The sequence below is a fragment of the Edaphobacter flagellatus genome, from assembly GCF_025264665.1.
Taxonomy (GTDB): domain Bacteria; phylum Acidobacteriota; class Terriglobia; order Terriglobales; family Acidobacteriaceae; genus Edaphobacter; species Edaphobacter flagellatus.
Genome location: NZ_CP073697.1, coordinates 100885 through 118242 on the forward strand (window position 1 = coordinate 100885; position 17358 = coordinate 118242).

Consider the following 17358-nt stretch of genomic DNA (forward strand, 5'->3'; position numbering starts at 1 on the left):
GAAGATTCGGCACGTCTGTGCTGATTTACGCACCCTGCATGTCGCTTCTTTGGCTAAGAGTCGCAGTTCTTCTTTACGGCGTCGCCGCCCTTGCGGTGTTGCCGGCGGCTCTCTACGACCAGCCGCGCTGGCGCCATGTTGCTGTACCTGCGACGATAGCGGGGCTGCTATTTCACTTCGTTTCCCTGGCCGAGATGCTCAACACGGCCCATCATCGTCTCCCTGTGGATACGCATGAAACGCAGGCGTTGCTGGCCATGCTGCTGGCTGCGGCATTTCTGCTCGTCTATTGGCGATATAGGACAGTGTCGCTTGGCATCTTCGTTCTGCCTGTCAGTTTCCTGCTGTGTCTCGTGCCAGCCTTCAAGCCTGGGCAGGAGAGCATACCGTTTCCGCAGTTCCACACAGGCTGGATCTTCCTGCACATCGCGCTTCTACTGGCAGCCTATGCGGCCCTGCTGCTCTCTCTGCTGGCCTCGATTCTGTACCTGATTCAGGAGCGCAATCTGAAATCGAAGCAGTCAGCAGTCAAGGCGACATGGCTCCCTCCTCTGGAGACCACCGACCAGATAGCGCTCAAATCGCTGCTATTTGGCTTGCCCTGCATGACTGCGGGTCTGCTGATCGGTTCGCTGATCGCACAGCAAACCATCGGACCCAGCTACTTTCTTGATCCCAAGGTACTTCTTTCCTTCGCCATGTGGCTCGCTTATGTAGGCATGATCTACATCCGGCGTCACTCCGGGCTCCGTGGACGCAGAGCGATCTATCTATCAGGGTTCGTCTTCCTGGTTGTGCTTGCCGTATGGTCGGCAAACCAATTTTCGGTTGTACATAGGTTTACGACGCCATGAGCCAGAATCTCCATCTCGTGCTCCTTGGCATCAACCACAACACGGCTCCGATCGAGGTCCGTGAGCGGCTGGCGATCCCTTCCGGCCGCCTGGCCGACGCGACGCGTACGCTCGTTCATCAGCCAGGTATCCGCGAGGGGATTATCCTCTCCACCTGCAATCGCGTCGAGCTGTTGACGGTACAGGAAAATGGTTCCAGCGAAGTGCCAGATTTGCTTCGCTTCCTCCACGAATACTTTGCAGTTGCCCCAGCTTCGCTCACGCCGCATCTCTACGAATATCGTGAGCGCGAAGCAGTACGGCACCTCTTCCGCGTAGCCAGTTCCCTCGATTCGATGGTTGTCGGAGAGCCACAGATTCTTGGCCAGGTGAAGGAGTCTTACACCGTCGCCCGCGAAGTCGGAGCCGTCTCCGGCTCGCTCGATCCACTCATTCAGCGTGCGTTTACCGTAGCGAAAAAGGTGCGCTCCGAGACGCAGATCGGCTCAAACTCTGTCTCCATCGCATCGGTTGCTGTCGATCTGGCAAGAAAGATATTCGGTTCTCTCGGAGGGAAAACGGTGCTTCTGGTGGGGGCCGGCAAGATGTCCGAGCTGGCAGCGCGTCACCTGATCCAGCAGGGAGCATCCAATATCCTTGTCGCGAATCGCACGATGGAGAGGGCAGAAAAGATCGCAGCGCAGTTCAACGGACAGGTGGTTCCGTTCGATGCGCTTTACGATCAGGCCGCACGCGCCGATATCGTCATAACTTCGACCGGCGCTCCGCAAAAACTCTTCGAGCGATCGCACGGACAGCACTTTCTGCAAAGCCGACGCAATCGTCCGATGTTTTTCATCGACATTGCCGTTCCGCGCGATGTCGACCCGCGCATGAATGAGGTCGAGGGATGCTTCGTCTATGACATCGATGACCTGCAGCAGGTTGCGGCTGCAAACCTGGCCGATCGCAGCCGCGAAGCTGCCGCCGCCGAGACGATCGTCACGCGTGAAGTCGATAAATACCAGCAGCGTGTCCAATCGCTCGATGCTGCTCCGGCGATTCGCACCCTTCAGGAGCACGCCGAAAACCTCCGGCAGGCAGAACTTCGCCGTACCTCCTCTCGTCTGGCCGGACTGACCGCTGACCAACTGGCTGCAGTGGAAGCGCTTACCCGCTCGCTGACGAACAAGTTCCTTCACGCTCCGATGACGGCCATGCGTGAAGCTGCTCGTGATGGCGATTCGCAGTCTCTGGCAGAGCTGGAATCGCTCTATACGGGCCAGTCGCGTAACAAAACAGAAAACTCATCGAAGTAACGATCTCGCAACACGGATATTTTCTGAAAGTTGCGCCGATTGAATCTTGTATCTCCTTTGTCTCTCGTTAGATAAGTGATGACATTTCGACTTCTGCTGCATCTAAATAACAGAGGTTCCAAAGATGCCAAGGTCAAAAGTTCTCATTCTTCTTTCCCTGGCGACTTTATCCGCAGTTGCCTTTGCGCAGAACACGGTTTCAGCCCGTCCAGGGACTCTCAACTACATTGAAGGCCAGGCGTCCATCGAAGGGCGTTCGCTGGCCTCCGGTGCTGTGAGCAATACCGCACTGCAATCTGGTGAAGCTCTATCGACAACGAACGGCAAGGCAGAAATCCTGCTCACGCCGGGCATATTTCTGCGCGTCGGTGTCAACAGTACCGTAAGGATGGTGACGCCGAACCTCACACAGACAGAAATTAAGCTGGAGCAGGGGCGGGCCAACGTCGAAGTTGATCAGCTTTATCCGCAGAATAGAATTCTGATCGACCTGCCGAATGGGCAGGCACAGATTATGAAGAAGGGTTTCTACGCCTTCGATGCCAGTGCTTCTTCGGTAAGTGTGTTTGACGGACAGGCCAATGTCTATCCAGGCAGTGATCTGCAAAAGGACGTAAAACCGGTCGAAGTCAAAGGTGGGCGTCAGCTTGCGTTGGCTGGAAACAACGAGAAACCACAGCGGTTCGACAAAGATCAGGCCGAGGATGACCTGTACAAGTGGGGAAGCCTTCGCTCGGAGTATCTGGGCGAAGCGAACCTCAATCTGGCCACGGAGTATGCCGGATACACCGGCTTCTATCCGGGGTGGTATTGGGCAGGTGGACTCTACGGCTACACATGGCTTCCGGGCAATGGTCTCTTTTGGAGTCCCTTTGGCTTTGGCTTCTATTCTCCGTACTACGTCTACGGCGGCGGGCCGATCTATGGATATCGCGGCTATCCAGGCTATGGCTACCGAGGCGGCTTCTACGGATATCGTGGTGGCTATCGTGGCCCGGTTGAAGGCTTCCGTGGCGGTGCCGGAGCCGGCGGAAGCTTCCACGGCGGTGCACGGCGCTAACGGCTCTCTCTATCCTGCTTGAGAACAATAAACCCGGCAGCTTGTCACTGCCGGGTTCACTTTTTTCGATTCAATCGACATGGGCTGCCCGTTCCATCCAACAAATCCAAAGCTCCATCCCGTATTCTTGGAGATGAAGCAAAATGAACAGACAGACTCCCATTCGCATTGGCTCTCGCGGCTCACAGCTTGCGCTCTGGCAGGCCAATCACGTGCGCGATGTATTGCGCTTGGCTGGTTATGAGGTTGAAATCGAGGTTATTCGCACCACGGGCGACCGCATGCAGCAACCCGGCTTTGTGGCTCCTCCTGATGCCGACGGCAAAGGCATCTTCATCAAGGAGATTGAGGAAGCTTTGGCCGAAGGCCGTATCGACCTGGCGGTTCATTCTCTGAAGGACCTGCCCACACGGCTGGAGTCGCGATTTACACTCGCCGCCATTCCCAGACGCGCTGACGCACGCGACGCCTGGGTCTGCGAGCCATACTGGGCACTTCATACACTGCCGCTTCACGGACGTGTAGGGACGACGAGCCCCCGACGTAAGGCGCAGCTTCTTGCCCTCCGCCCTGACATTGAGTTTGTTGACGTTCGCGGAAACATCGATACCCGTCTGAACAAGCTGGCAGGCGGAGCGTGCGATGCACTCGTCCTCGCTTCTGCAGGCCTTGATCGACTTGGCCGCACGGAATGGGTGCATCAGCGCTTCTCGCCCGACGAGCTTTGTCCGGCGCCAGGCCAGGGTGCTCTCGCCATCGAAACCCGCAGCGCATCCCACCCCGGCGACGAAGCAAGGGATCATTTCATCCGGGGAGCCATCGCCGCGCTCGATCACCTGGAAACACGTTTCTGCGTGGAAGCCGAGCGTTTTGTGCTGGACGCTCTGGGCGGCGGATGTTCGCTTCCGGTCGGGGCTTACTGCGTTCCGGAATACGAGAAGTGGCGCATCTTCGCTCAGGTCATCTCGCCAGATGGCGAAGCTGTCATCCAGACAGATACGGAGTTCTCTCTATCCATCGATGCAGAGACGCTGGGCCGCACCGTGGCCGAGGATCTCAAGTCCAGAGGAGCCCTCGAGCTGCTCTCTCAATCAGCTTTCTAGATCGTTTGTCTGAAGTGCCATTTTCTTGTGGCAAATCCTTCAGACGTTTACATTGTCTTGCGTCAAATCGCTATACACTGCTTAATCGTGTGAAGTTGTGAGGTGGAATGAACGAAGGTCGTTGGGTCCTTTTGATTGCGAGTGAAGTAGGTGGAACGGATTCGGTCTCTGACCGCGCCATGGAACGGCTCGTTGATGCCATCAAGGAAGAAGGCTACGAGGTCGTCCGAACCTCCACTCCTGAGGATGGTGTGTCGCTTGTTACCTCCGATCCTTCATACTCTGCAATCCTGCTCGATTGGGACCTCGAAGGGGAAGGCCAGTTCGACGAGCGCGCCGCGCTCAAAGTGCTTCGCGCCGTCCGCCATCGAAGCAAAAAGGTTCCGATCTTCCTGATCGCCGATCGAACGCTCGTCTCCGAACTTCCGCTCGAGGTGGTCAAGCAGGTCCACGAGTACATCCATCTCTTTGGAGACACCCCGGCCTTTATCGCCAACCGTGTTGACTTCGCCGTCGAGCGCTATCACGAGCAGCTTCTGCCTCCTTATTTCCGCGAATTGAAGAAGTACACCGATCAGGGTGCGTACTCGTGGGATGCGCCCGGACATATGGGTGGCGTCGCCTATCTTAAGCATCCCGTCGGCATGGAGTTTCAGCGCTTCTTTGGTGAGAACCTGCTCCGCTCCGACCTCGGCATTTCCACCGCCCAGCTTGGCTCGTGGCTCGATCACCTCGGACCTCCAGGAGAATCCGAGCGCAATGCGGCGCGCATCTTCGGGGCCGATTGGACCTTCTATGTTCTTGGTGGCTCCTCAACCTCGAACCAGATCATCGGCCATGGCGTCATCGCGCAGGACGATATCGTTCTTGCCGATGCCAATTGCCACAAGTCCATCTGCCACTCACTCACCGTTACTGGCGCTCGCCCTGTTTACATGAAGCCGACGCGCAATGGCTACGGCATGATCGGCCTTGTTCCGCTAAAACGATTCTCGCCGGAGTTCATCCGCGGCCTCATCGACCGCAGCCCACTTACTAAGGGCGTTGCCAATCAGAATCCAACCTATGCGGTCGTCACCAACTCGACGTATGACGGTCTCTGCTATGACGTGAATCGCGTTGTTGAAGAGCTATCCAAGTCCGTTCCGCGCGTCCACTTTGACGAGGCGTGGTACGCCTACGCCAAGTTCCACAAGATCTATCGCGGCCGTTTCGCAATGGACGTGCCGGACGACATGCCTGATCGTCCGACGATCTTCTCGGTGCAGTCGACGCACAAGATGCTTGCGGCATTTTCGATGGGTTCGATGGTGCACATCAAGCTCAGCCCACGCGCTCCGCTGGAGTTCGATCAGTTCAACGAGTCCTTCATGATGCACGGGACGACGTCGCCCTTCTATCCCCTGATCGCTTCGCTCGACGTTGCTGCGGCCATGATGGACGAGCCCGCCGGCCCGACCTTAATGTACGAAACCATTCAGGATGCCATCAGCTTCCGCAAGGCCATGTCATCCGTTGCTCATCGGCTTCGCGCCACAGAAAACGGCGAGGGCTGGTTCTTCCGGCTCTTCCAGCCGGACCAGGTCACCGATCCTGCGACCGGCAAGGTCGATGTCTTCGAGGAAACTCCTGACGAGTTGCTGGGCCGCAACCCTGACTGCTGGACGCTCAAGCCCGGCGAGGACTGGCACGGCTTCCAGGACGAAGACATTGCAGACGGCTACTGCATGCTCGACCCCACCAAGGTCACCATCCTGATGCCCGGCGTCAACGCGCAGGGCAGAGTCAGCGAGTGGGGTATCCCGGCAGCTATCCTGACCGAATTCCTCGACTCTCGCCGTGTTGAGATCGCCCGCACAGGCGATTACACCGTCCTGGTCCTCTTCTCGGTAGGAACATCGAAGGGCAAGTGGGGATCGCTCCTGGAAAATCTCTTTGAGTTCAAACGCCTCTACGACAGCGACGCCACACTCGAAGAAGCTTTGCCGGAGCTGGTTGCGAAGTATCCCCAGCGCTATCGCAATGCCACTCTCAAAGAGCTTTCCGACGAGATGCACGCGGCGATGATCGAGCTCAATTTGCCCACGCTTGTCGGCGAAGCATGCGATGAGGACTTTGACCCCGTTCTCACACCTGCGCAGACCTATCAGAAGCTCCTCCGCAACGAGACGGAGAAGATTCGCTTCACCCAGATGCCCGGTCGTATCGGTGCAGTCATGCTAGTTCCTTATCCCCCCGGCATTCCCATGTGCATGCCCGGCGAACGGTTGGGCGGACCGGAGAGCCCGGTCATCCGCCTGATCCTTGCGACGGAAGCCTTCGGCAAGCGTTTTCCTGGCTTCGAGCGTGAAGTTCACGGTATTGAGGTGGATGGAGAAGGGAATTACTGGATGCGTGCTGTGGTCGAAACTCCTGGACAGCTGCATCCTGTAAGCGACAACGGGCAACAGCATCCGCCCAACTCCGCGCCTCCAGTCAAAAAGAAGCGCGAACGTCGCAAGAGCCACGACCTTTCCGGTTCGGGTATCTAATAGGAAGCTCCGGTTTACCCGGGGCTTCCTCGCGTGTGCCTCATGCGATCGTCTCGTCGATTCGTACGGTTGACTCGGCTAGAATCGCAGTGGAATGTCTCTCTCCGGCAAACGCATTCTCGTCACACGAACGCGCCATCAGGCCTCGGAGCTTGCATCGCAGCTTGCAGCTCACGAAGCGATTCCTATTCTCGTCCCAACCATTGAAATTGGTGCGCCTGAAAGTTTCGCTCCACTCGACGCAGCGCTCGCTCAACTAAGCAGCTTCGACTGGCTGATCTTCACCAGCGCAAATGCTGTCGAAGTCTTTGGGCACAGATGGAAACCCGGCTCAACAACTCTTCCGAAGATCGCCGTCATCGGATCTGCGACGGAGCGGGCGGTGCAGGGAATCGGCCTCCGCGCGCATCTTTTGCCTCAGAAATTCGTCGCGGAAGCGCTGGCTGAGTCTCTTATTCCTCACGCCTCCGGCAGCAGAATGCTGCTCATCCGCGGCGAGGAAGCACGCGATGTGCTTCCTGAATCGCTCACGCGTGCTGGAGCGACAGTTACCATCGCGCCAGCCTATCGCAACAGCATCCCCTCTGAATCCATTGCCGAGTTGAAGCGGCTTTATGCTTCTGACTCCAACTATCCGGATGCTGTCACACTCACCAGTGCGTCGACGGCGCACAATTTTTTCGCTTTAGCTGGGGCTGCAGGCCTAAGCCTGCCTCACACGACCGTCTTCGCTTCCATAGGTCCAATCACATCCGTAGCATTACGCGAATCGGGGTTTGAGCCCGAGATAGAAGCCAGTGAAGCGACGATTCCTTCGCTGGTTCAAGCGTTGGAGCGGTACTTCAATACAAGATAGTTAGTGCGAGCTCCAAGTCTTGTCGCTTGAATTACACAGCTTCTCCAACGTGCAGTCTACGCAGCGAGGCTTGCGAGCCAAACACACTTGCCTGCCATGATGAATCACCTCGTGCGAAAAACTGATCCAGCGGTCCTGCGGGATGATCTTCATCAGGTCGCGCTCAATCTTCTCCGGAGTTTTTTCCTTCGTCAATTCCAGCCGTCGCGAGATCCGCATCACGTGCGTATCCACCACAACACCCACAGCGATTCCATACCATGAGCCCAGCACAACGTTCGCGGTCTTGCGTGCAACTCCAGGCAAGCGAAGAATCTCTTCCATCGTCTGCGGCACCTTCCCGCCAAATTCTTCTACAACAATGCGTGCTGCGCCCTGAATCGACTTCGCCTTATTCCTGAAGAAACCCGTCGTGCGAATCAGTTCTTCAATCTCAGGCAGAGACGCAGCCGCCATCGCTTTAGGTGTAGGGAAGGTCTTGAAGAGTGCGGGAGTGACCAGATTCACGCGCACGTCCGTGCACTGAGCCGAAAGAATCGTCGCTACCGTAAGCTCCCACGCATTGCGATGGTGCAATGCACAGACGACACCCGGATAGGTGTTCGCAAGAATCTCCAGGATCGCTGCAACGCGCTCCGGAGCCAGCGGATTCTGCTTCTTTACAGCTTTTTTGATTGCGACTGTTCGTGCCATTCGTCGTCGCTATCCCAGCCGGCTCAGCATCTCTTCCGGAGCCACACGCACACAGCTGAAGATTGGCGTGTCCTTGAGCGTGTACATGCTCGCCTCCGTCTCACGAAGCTGCTGCACCAGGTCCAGAAAGTCCTCAGGAAAGTTCGTCTCAAACGCTACAACAAACTCCTGATCGTCGATTCCAAAGGAATAGGTGGTATTCAGCTTTACGCGCGGATAGCTTAGCCCCACGCGAATATGCTCATCCATTAGCCGCTTGCGCTCATCCATCGGCAGCAGATACCACGGCCGTGTCTTCCAGAAGGGATAGATGAAGATGTACTTCTGGCCACCGGGGCGAATTGCGCCGCGCCCTTCGCCTTCACTTTCATCCGGACGGTCGATCTGATACTGCGATCGCTTCGTCATTGCCAGGAAGTTGTGCGGCGTCTCCAGATAGCCGCCCAGCGGCGACGACAGCAACTCGCTGCGCATCTTGTTCATTTCGTCGACGGCATATCCAATCGACCATACGCACATATCTACATCGCCACGTGTGCCCACGGTGGAGTACGTGAGCGACAAAAACTCGCCCGGCTTGTTCCACTTCGTCAGCACTTCGGCAAACGCTGCCTTATGTGCGGCCCGCTCTTCGGCTGGCAGACGACGCCACTCCGGCATGATCTTGTAGAAGCTGAAGCAAACGATCTGCCGTTTGACCGGCTTCGAAGGATCATGGGGCTGCACGCCATAGCTTGAAGCTGGCCGGCCACTTGCCTGCGTTGCAGCTGTACTCTTCTCAGACACGGGGGCGACGGTAGTCTCGGACATCTCTCTTCTCCTGAATACTTTAATGTTAACGCAAGCAGCCGTTCGCTGCTCTGCCGCTATACTCAAACCTGCATGTCCGAGAAGATCATCGCAGTCCTTGCCAGCTTTATCATCGCCGTTATCTCCGCCGGAGGCTACATCGGTGTAGCCCTCCTCATGGGCATCGAATCTGCCTGCATCCCGCTGCCGTCGGAGATCATCATGCCCTTTGCGGGCTATCTGGTACACACTGGCCAGCTCAAACTCTTCTGGGTCGCTACCGCTGGCGCGATCGGATGCAATCTCGGTTCCATCCCTGCCTACTGGCTGGGCGCATGGGGGGGCCGCCCCGCCGTCGAACGCTTCGGCCGCTACGTCCTCTTGAGCCGTCACGATCTCGATCGCACGGAGCACTTCTTTCAGCGCTTTGGCGGAATCACAGTCCTTATCGCGCGTCTGCTTCCTGTCGTACGCACCTTCATCGCTCTACCCGCAGGCATCGCAAAAATGCCGCAGCTCCGCTTCCACCTCTACACCTTCATAGGTTCCTGGCCTTGGTGTTATGTGCTTGCGTACGTCGGTATGAAGCTCGGCGACAAGTGGGAGACCGATCCACGCTTTAAAGAGATCTTCCACCGCTTCCATCTCGCAGTAGAAGTCGCGCTTTTGGTCGGGATTGTATGGTTCTTCTGGACACACTGGCGCAATCGTATCCGTACTGAAGCGGCCTAGGCTTGGTTGACTTTTTTTGCCGCCTTGGGCCAGAGCCATATGACTGCAGTCGCTGCCAGCATCACGAAGACATAGCTCGCCCATTGCGCAATCTCGACATGCTTCTGCGAAGCGGATTCGATTACAGGTCGCCATAGTCCAGGCGTGCCTTTTCCGCCCAGCATCGTATCGGTGAAGTTCCACGCAGCATGCAGTCCAATCGGCACAGCCAATCCCTGTGTTCGCAGGGCTGCTGCCCCAAACAGCAGCGCTCCCACGCCCGAGCCCAGCACGGCCTGCCACCACGCCCATCCTCCCAGCATATGCTCTGCAGCAAACAGGGCAGCAATGGCCAGCAGTGCAGCCCAGGGGCCGAATCTCCGATCCAGTATGCGCAGGGGATAGCCACGAAAAGCCAATTCTTCGCGCGTCGCTAAAGCGATATAGATAGCAAGCGACAGCAACACGTCCGCCGACGTAAAGCTCTGTACGCGCTCATATCTCACACCGGTCAACACCATGACCAACCCTGCACGCAATAAAGGCAATGCCATCCCCGCGATAAAGGCAATCCCAAATCGCTTCAGACTCCCAACCACGAAATCTGCGCCCACATCCGAGAGTGAGAGCTTCTCCCAATGGACAAATGCGACGGTTAACAAGAGCGTAGCGATCGCGGAGACACATCCCATAGGGAGCAGGCCCTTGATCCACCGTGAAGCAATAGCAAAAAGTATCGCCGTGCACACGACAAACAGCACGGCTCGCGCAGCCACTCCAACTCCCCCCTTTTGCCTCACTCATCCCTCCAGTGCGTTTATTCACACATACGCAGACCGCATACGTTAGTTCCCCAAAATGCGTTACCGCTTACCCTCCTTTACCGTTTACGCCTGTAGAATCGGGCATTCTGTTTGCGAAGCTCTTTTCGGCTGCTTCATACTAGCCCTTCCGAACCACGGAAAATCGCAGCACAGAAGGGTATCGCGTAGAAAATGTCCAACACCCCCGCCGCATCCAGCGAAGCGGCATCCAGCATCAAGCCAGCTACAGGAAAATTAGGTGTCATGATCCCCGGCATGGGAGCGGTCGCAACCACTCTCATTGCTGGCGTAGAAGCTATCCGGCGCGGGTTCGCCAAGCCGATTGGCTCCACCTCACAGATGGGGACCATCCGTCTCGGTAAACGCACCGATGGCCGTTCGCCGCTGATTAAAGACTTCGTTCCCCTGGCCTCGCTCGACGATCTCGTCTTCACCGGCTGGGATATCTTCGGCGGCAACCTCTACGACGCTGCTAAGACCGCGCAGGTGCTCGATAACGACCAGCTGCAGCAGATTCGCCCCTTCCTTGAGTCCATCGAGCCTCTTCCCGCCGCCTTCAATCAGCACTACGTCAAGCGTCTCGAAGGCAAGAAGACCAAGACCGGCAAGAACAAGTGCGACCTCGCCAATCAGATTCGCAATGACATTGCAGAATTCAAGACGAAGACCGATCGTCAGGTGATGATCTGGTGTGGTTCCACCGAAATCTATATGGAGCAGGCTCCCGTTCACCAGACCCTTGCCGCCTTCGAGAAAGGCCTCGTTGAGGACGATCCTGCCATCTCTCCCTCGATGCTCTATGCATGGGCCGCTCTCAAGGAGGGCATCCCCTTCATCAACGGAGCTCCCAACCTCACCGTCGACATCCCTGCGCTCAACGAGCTCTCCCGCAAGATGAACGCTCCCATCGCAGGCAAAGACTTCAAAACCGGGCAGACCTTCATCAAGACCGTCCTGGCTCCGGCCTTCAAGGTGCGCAATATCGGCGTATCCGGCTGGTACTCCACCAACATCCTCGGCAATCGCGACGGCGAAGTGCTCGACGATCCCGACTCCTTTAAGACCAAAGAGGTCTCCAAGCTCGGCGTCCTCGAGTACATCTTCCAGCCCGAGCTGCATCCCGAGCTTTACAAGGATCTTTATCACAAGGTTCGCATTAACTATTACCCACCACGTGGTGATAACAAAGAGGGTTGGGACAATATCGATATCTTCGGCTGGCTTGGCTATCCTATGCAGCTTAAGGTCGACTTCCTCTGCCGCGACTCCATCCTTGCCGCTCCGCTTGCGCTCGACCTCGTCCTCTTCATGGACCTCGCTGCGCGCACGCCTTCACTGCGCGGACTCGGCATTCAGGAGTGGCTCAGCTTCTACTTCAAGGACCCTGACTCGGCCCCCGGCGTCTACCCGGAGCACGATCTCTTCATCCAGAACATGAAGCTTAAGAACACGCTCCGCCACATCATGGGAGAGGACCTCATCACCCATCTCGGCCTCGATTACTACGGCGAGTAACCGGGCGGAAAGTCAAAAGCGGCTGCGCAATCTCATGCGCAGCCGCTTTTCCTTGCATCGTATAACCCTGCGATGTCCTTTATCGAGGCTCCGCCATCGCTTCAGCCTGCTTCGACATCTGTGCCGTGCGTTCCAGCTTGTCCCAGTTGAAAGGCTTGCCATCAATGGCCCGCTTCAACGTCTTGAACAGCACAATAGAGAACACCTGGCGGTATGTGAAACGTTGGATCCAGATATGAACCAGCAGCCATGCATCGCCGCGGCTTGCAGGATGCCTCCTCTCTAAGGCGAACGCCAGTGCAGAAGTGAGGAAGTCGATTACAAGGAAGGCGACAAAAAATGTCAGCAGTTTGTGGAAGCTGTCCGCCGAGGCAGACTCCGGGTGGAAGTGCTTGTCAACGAAGTAGTGAATGACGCCGGCAACAAACATCAGGTCGATCAGCGGCGAAACCAGAGGGAGCAGGATCTGGAAGATCAGAATATTGGGCAGGGCGAACAGACCCATTGCGCGGTGTTTTTTCACTGCGTCGCGATGTTTAAAGATTGCCTGCAGAATGCCGAATGACCAGCGGAAGCGCTGGCGCATCAGGCCATCCATGTTCTCCGGAGCCTCAGTAAACGCAAGGGCCTGATCTTCGTAGATCACCTCATAGCCCTGTTCCAACAGATTCATTGTCAGATCAGCATCTTCAGCCACTGTATCCGGGTGATAGCCGTTACCTGCGCGAACCGCGGCCGTGCGCCATGCCCCAATCGCACCAGGTACAACCATCACCACATCGAACAGATCCAGGGCACGGCGCTCGAAGTTCTGGCTCGTGATGTACTCAAGTGCTTGCCACCGCGTCCATAAATTCACACGATTACCAACCTTGGCGTTGCCCGCGACGGCTCCAATCTTTGGGTTGGCGAAGTGGGGAACCATGCGTGTAATCGCGTCATGCGCAATCACGCCATCAGCATCGATACCGACATAGATCTCCTCATCGGTTTGCTCCAGGGCAAAGTTCAGCGCTTCCGCCTTGCCGCCATTCGGCTTAGTCAGTACTGTCAGCCGTCCCGACGCGATATCCGCCGGATACGCTTCGCGAACGATATCGTACGTGCGATCGTTGGAGCCATCATCGATGACAATGATGCGAATGTTCTTATAGTTCGACATCATCACCGAACGCACCGTTCGTACAATCACCTTCTCTTCGTTATATGCAGGAATCAGTACGGCAACGCGTGGCGCATACTCAGGGGAGGCATAATTCTTGCGCTTGCGGAAGCGATCGATCAGGGCAAACACGCCGATAATAATCAGTCGTGCACTCATCAGCACGTCGCCGATGAAAAAGATACTCACCACAAAGTTGTTGAAGAAGCCAAAGAAAAAGAAGGCAACCGAATCCACAGCCGCCTGCCAGCGTTGACGCGGTGTCAGGGGAGGCATCACCTCGGCCCGCGTCTTGCCCATCAGCTCTGACACCGGGACGATCTCGTATCCCCGCGCGCGCAGCGTGTCAATCAATACAGGTAGCGCAGCTACGGTCGCGGACCGGTCACCGCCACCGTCATGCAGCAGAATAATCGAACCGCGCGTCCACGGACGACGGTCCATATCCGCAATCTGTGCGAAGACGCTATCCGTAATCTCTTGCGGCGTTTTGCGAGGATTCTCGTCCCAGTCATTCGTGTCGATCTTGTTACCGATAATGACGTATCCCAGCCCCTGGATGCGATCCACCGGAGCCGCCTGGTCGTTCGTATCCGGCTCCTGATCGATCGAATAAGGAGGACGGAAGTAAAGCGGCTGCACCCCAAGCTTCGAAGCGAAAAGCCGTTCCGTCAGGTTGAGCTGCAGATCAACCTGTGCATTGGAGATTTCGCTGATGTCCGGATGCGTAAAGCTGTGATTGCCGATCTCGTGCCCTTCGTTATAGACACGCTGCATCGTCCCGACATACTTTTCGGCCTCTTCTCCAATCATGAAGAAGGTGCCTTTTACGTTGTACTTTTTCAGAATGTCGAGAATCCGCGGTGTCCACACAGGATCGGGCCCATCATCAAAGGACAGGGCCACCTTGCGTGGATGATAGCCATACTGCGTGACGGTGTACGAGAGAGGATACGAGTGCATCGACTCTTGCAGCACCATGCGGTATTGCGGAGGAATCGTGGCGTCATCATCCATCGTCACATCGCGCTCGCCGTTCTGTGGTCGGCGTGTCACGCGAAGAATGTCGCCTTCGCCCTCCGTATCGATGTCATAACCGGGCTCTACATGTGCAAGATCCTTATTGGGGTCGGCCCGCATCGGCGTATCCCATATCTTCCACATCGAGTTGTCTTCTTGTCCCAGACGCCAAAGCGCGTAGGTCTGAATTCCCAGCGAACGGGCCGCGCGCATCTGGTTCAGCACCGTAACGGCGTCCAGAAACCACACATAGTGACGCACATGAGCATCCACATCATCGTAGGCGAAGTGAACATTCAGCGTGTCATCATCAAGGTCGATCTGCGAGTCGGAATCGTACGCTGCCTGCCACGCTTCCTGCGTCGAGACATTGACTGCGGAGAGGACGTTTTCCGGCTGCGGTTTCTGCCCCTTCTTCGGCGTCGATGGCAGCGTCGTCGTCCAGTCGTATCCGTAACTGCCAATCGCGCAGATGATTTTTTCTTTAGGAACAATCTTGAGCGCCGCTTTCAGATTGTCGACGAACCAGTCCTGCGACGCGATCGCTCCAGGTTGTGATGCCGTCTCATGCTCGTCATAGTTCATCAGCAACAAGCCGTCTGAGTGGTCGGCAAGAAACTTCAGGTCAAAATCATCGTCACGAACGGGAACATTGATATATAGCCGCAGCTTGCGGTTGTGAAAGTCGTTATACAAGTCAGCGATCAACGAGCGGAAACCCGGCTGTGCATCGCTGGGGATATTTTCCAAATCAACCGAAAGGCCCTGATAGCTGGGATTTGCTGCCAGGAACATATCCGTCTGGCGAATAAAGTTTGCCCGTGCGTCGTCGCTTTTTAGAAAATTGCCAACCTCGGGTACGAAGTCGCCTTTTACCGGGTCGTAATTATTGACCAGCGGAAAGATATCCAGATTCACATGGTTGGAGGCTATCGTTGCAGCCACCTTGCCGTCTCGATCAACTGGCAGAACACGTCCGCCGTTGATGACTTTATACGGCCGATTGTCGATCGTATACGAGAGCATGTCGCCGTTATCCGACACGACATGCAGCCATTCCGGAAAGAGAATGTCGATCTGCGAGATATGTTGTCGTAGCGAAGAAAAGCTCGCCGGGTCGTCTTCAACGTAGTACGCCGCGCGCAGCCCTTCGCCTGAGTTCAGCGGAACATCTGAAGGCTTGACATCGGTCTTTCTGTGGGGCGATCGCTTATACTTCTGCCCCTTCTGCGGCTCCTGGTGGGCCAACGTTTTGTAGTTCCGTTTTTGCGGTTCCAGCAGTAACTCTGGAAGAGGCTTCATCCGCAGCAGTCCCACAAGAAAGACCGTGGCTACAATCAGGCCGCCAAGAGCCAAAACATCGAAGATGACCCGAAGACGCTTCCAGCGTTTTCTCTGCGGATCGAAAAAGACCTGTTTGCTCATGGGGAAAGAGGGGCGCGTTCTGATTGGCGAACGTCTACAGCCATCCTATGCATGAGACGCTGGCCAGTCAACGAACCACAACTCATTTTGCGCGAAGCGGTTATCATGCTGCTACATGTCCGACATACAGGCCAGGCCGCGTATTCAGATCGGAGCCGCTCTTGCGCTCGGGTTCGCTCTCCGGCTGCTCTTTATTACCAACGCCGCCCGCATCGCAGGGGACACCCTGCTCTACGGAGACATTGCCAAAAATTGGATGCAGTTCGGCGTCTACGGCTTTGCCCGCACCGCCACCGGAGCCGATCCAACGCTCATCCGCCTGCCCGGCTATCCAATTTTCCTGGCTCTCTGCTTCAAACTCTTCGGCGTCGACCACTATACGCAAGTCATGATCGTTCAGTGCCTGATCGATCTTGCCACCTGCCTCCTTGTCGCGGGGCTCGCCCGCCGCTTGTTCGGTAGCCGAGCAGGCATCGCCGTCTTATGGATCAGCGCCCTCTGTCCCTTCACTGCGAACTACGTCGCCGCTCCGCTCACCGAGGTCCTCACTCTCTTCTGCATAGCATTAGCCTTCTACGGACTTGAGCGCTGGAACGCCAACGGCTCAGGATGGAACCGCTGGCTCTGGATCATCGCCGCCGCACTGGCCTACACCATACTTCTACGTCCTGAACAGGGACTCCTCGCCGCAGTGATCGTTCCAGCCATGCTCTGGCTCGTCCTCCGCAGTCACGGAGCACCCGGCAGTGCCCCCGTGCTGGCTGCCGCTCTCTGCACCGTCCTTCCGCTCGTACCGTGGACCATGCGCAACTGGCATACCTTTCATGTCTTCCAACCCCTTGCGCCACGCCATGCCACGGACCCCGGCGAAGCCGTCTGGACGGGCTTTCCGCGCTGGTACCGCACTTGGGCTATCGAGTTCGCTTCGACCGAACGGGTCTACTGGAACTGGGACGGCAATCCAATCGATATCGCTTACATCCCGTCACGCGCCTTTGATAACCAGGAGCAGTACAACCGTGTAGCGGCATTGCTCTCTAAATACAACGAAGACTCCAACGTCACTCCGCAGCTTGACCAGAGCTTTGACTCTCTTGCGCGCGAGCGCATAGCGGATGACCCCATCCGCTATTACGTAGCTCTTCCAGTAGCTCGGCTCCTCAACATGCTCCTCCGCCCGCGCACAGAGATGCTCTCTGTTGGCCTTGAGTGGTGGCGCTGGGGACTGCATCCCTGGAAGACCCTCTTTGCCGCGGCCTACGGTCTGCTCAACCTTGCGTATCTCGTTCTCGGCGGTCTGGGGCTATGGCTCTGGAGACGCAGCGGCTGGGCAGGATACAGCGTCCTTGCATGGTCGATGATGGCCTTCGTTCTGCTCCGGTGCGCGCTGCTGCTGACGCTCGATAACTCCGAACCGCGTTACACGCTCGAGTTCTATCCTCTGCTGCAGGTATGGGCGGGCGCCTTTTTCAGCAGCATCTTTGCGGAAAAAGAAGCTTAGTATTCAAAGGGAGTTT

Annotated in this window: 13 protein-coding genes; 9 read left to right on the forward strand and 4 right to left on the reverse strand. The window is 56.7% G+C overall.

Annotation, left to right across the window (positions count from 1 at the left end; genetic code table 11):
* Positions 1-38 precede the first annotated feature (38 nt).
* The 6 genes from ccsA to KFE13_RS00405 all read left to right on the forward strand — a co-directional run bounded on the left by ccsA (position 39) and on the right by KFE13_RS00405 (position 7702).
* Positions 39-854, forward strand: coding sequence for a cytochrome c biogenesis protein CcsA (ccsA, locus tag KFE13_RS00380; RefSeq protein WP_260705154.1), 816 nt, complete (start codon positions 39-41; stop codon positions 852-854).
* Complete coding sequence (gene hemA, locus KFE13_RS00385) at positions 851-2152, forward strand: glutamyl-tRNA reductase (protein ID WP_260705155.1); 1302 nt, start codon at positions 851-853, stop codon at positions 2150-2152. Before ccsA ends, hemA begins: the two co-directional genes overlap by 4 nt.
* Before the next feature lie 124 nt (positions 2153-2276).
* Positions 2277-3212, forward strand: a complete 936-nt coding sequence (locus KFE13_RS00390; protein ID WP_260705156.1) for a FecR domain-containing protein — start codon at positions 2277-2279, stop codon at positions 3210-3212.
* 143 nt (positions 3213-3355) lie between these two features.
* Positions 3356-4315 carry a hydroxymethylbilane synthase gene (hemC, locus tag KFE13_RS00395; RefSeq protein WP_260705157.1) on the forward strand — a complete coding sequence of 320 codons (960 nt, stop codon included), beginning with the start codon at positions 3356-3358 and terminating at the stop codon, positions 4313-4315.
* A 107-nt stretch (positions 4316-4422) separates the two neighbouring features.
* Entirely contained in the window at positions 4423-6846 is a 2424-nt protein-coding gene (locus KFE13_RS00400; RefSeq protein ID WP_260705158.1) for an Orn/Lys/Arg family decarboxylase, read from the forward strand.
* 94 nt (positions 6847-6940) lie between these two features.
* The gene (locus KFE13_RS00405) at positions 6941-7702 is read left to right on the forward strand and encodes a uroporphyrinogen-III synthase (RefSeq protein WP_260705159.1); all 762 of its coding nucleotides are present in this window, start codon (positions 6941-6943) and stop codon (positions 7700-7702) included.
* On the opposite strand, the gene nth is transcribed toward KFE13_RS00405, so the two are convergent.
* Positions 7703-8395 carry an endonuclease III gene (nth, locus tag KFE13_RS00410; RefSeq protein ID WP_260705160.1) on the reverse strand — a complete coding sequence of 231 codons (693 nt, stop codon included), beginning with the start codon at positions 8393-8395 and terminating at the stop codon, positions 7703-7705.
* Between the two features lie 9 nt (positions 8396-8404).
* Positions 8405-9205 (reverse strand): chlorite dismutase family protein, encoded by an 801-nt coding sequence (locus KFE13_RS00415; RefSeq protein WP_260705161.1) that lies wholly within the window; start codon positions 9203-9205, stop codon positions 8405-8407.
* Positions 9206-9277: 72 nt separating this feature from the next.
* Here KFE13_RS00415 and KFE13_RS00420 point away from each other — a divergent pair, with 72 nt between their 5' ends.
* Positions 9278-9916, forward strand: coding sequence for a DedA family protein (locus tag KFE13_RS00420; protein ID WP_260705162.1), 639 nt, complete (start codon positions 9278-9280; stop codon positions 9914-9916).
* Here the strand turns inward: KFE13_RS00420 and KFE13_RS00425 are convergent.
* The gene (locus KFE13_RS00425; protein WP_260705163.1) at positions 9913-10695 is read right to left on the reverse strand and encodes a CPBP family intramembrane glutamic endopeptidase; all 783 of its coding nucleotides are present in this window, start codon (positions 10693-10695) and stop codon (positions 9913-9915) included. The two genes, KFE13_RS00420 and KFE13_RS00425, sit on opposite strands and share 4 nt — an antisense overlap.
* Positions 10696-10890: 195 nt before the next feature.
* Between KFE13_RS00425 and KFE13_RS00430 the strand changes: the two genes are divergently transcribed.
* Entirely contained in the window at positions 10891-12234 is a 1344-nt protein-coding gene (locus KFE13_RS00430; RefSeq protein WP_260705164.1) for an inositol-3-phosphate synthase, read from the forward strand.
* A 79-nt stretch (positions 12235-12313) separates the two neighbouring features.
* Here the strand turns inward: KFE13_RS00430 and KFE13_RS00435 are convergent, their stop codons facing one another.
* On the reverse strand, positions 12314-15841 hold the full coding sequence (locus KFE13_RS00435) for a polysaccharide deacetylase family protein (RefSeq protein WP_260705165.1): 3528 nt from the start codon (positions 15839-15841) through the stop codon (positions 12314-12316).
* A gap of 115 nt (positions 15842-15956) precedes the next feature.
* On the opposite strand from KFE13_RS00435, the gene KFE13_RS00440 reads away from it, so the two are divergent.
* Positions 15957-17342, forward strand: coding sequence for an ArnT family glycosyltransferase (locus tag KFE13_RS00440; protein ID WP_260705166.1), 1386 nt, complete (start codon positions 15957-15959; stop codon positions 17340-17342).
* The last annotated feature ends 16 nt before the right edge of the window (positions 17343-17358 follow it).

Excerpts from the sequence above, each read along its gene's own strand:
- KFE13_RS00420 (WP_260705162.1), top strand. The coding sequence starts at position 9,278 with ATGTCCGAGAAGATCATCGCAGTCCTTGCCAGCTTTATCATCGCCGTT.
- KFE13_RS00430 (WP_260705164.1), top strand. The coding sequence starts at position 10,891 with ATGTCCAACACCCCCGCCGCATCCAGCGAAGCGGCATCCAGCATCAAG.
- nth (WP_260705160.1), bottom strand. The coding sequence starts at position 8,395 with ATGGCACGAACAGTCGCAATCAAAAAAGCTGTAAAGAAGCAGAATCCG.
- hemC (WP_260705157.1), top strand. The coding sequence starts at position 3,356 with ATGAACAGACAGACTCCCATTCGCATTGGCTCTCGCGGCTCACAGCTT.
- KFE13_RS00400 (WP_260705158.1), top strand. The coding sequence starts at position 4,423 with ATGAACGAAGGTCGTTGGGTCCTTTTGATTGCGAGTGAAGTAGGTGGA.
- KFE13_RS00440 (WP_260705166.1), top strand. The coding sequence starts at position 15,957 with ATGTCCGACATACAGGCCAGGCCGCGTATTCAGATCGGAGCCGCTCTT.
- KFE13_RS00390 (WP_260705156.1), top strand. The coding sequence starts at position 2,277 with ATGCCAAGGTCAAAAGTTCTCATTCTTCTTTCCCTGGCGACTTTATCC.
- hemA (WP_260705155.1), top strand. The coding sequence starts at position 851 with ATGAGCCAGAATCTCCATCTCGTGCTCCTTGGCATCAACCACAACACG.
- KFE13_RS00435 (WP_260705165.1), bottom strand. The coding sequence starts at position 15,841 with ATGAGCAAACAGGTCTTTTTCGATCCGCAGAGAAAACGCTGGAAGCGT.
- KFE13_RS00415 (WP_260705161.1), bottom strand. The coding sequence starts at position 9,205 with ATGTCCGAGACTACCGTCGCCCCCGTGTCTGAGAAGAGTACAGCTGCA.
- KFE13_RS00405 (WP_260705159.1), top strand. The coding sequence starts at position 6,941 with ATGTCTCTCTCCGGCAAACGCATTCTCGTCACACGAACGCGCCATCAG.
- ccsA (WP_260705154.1), top strand. The coding sequence starts at position 39 with ATGTCGCTTCTTTGGCTAAGAGTCGCAGTTCTTCTTTACGGCGTCGCC.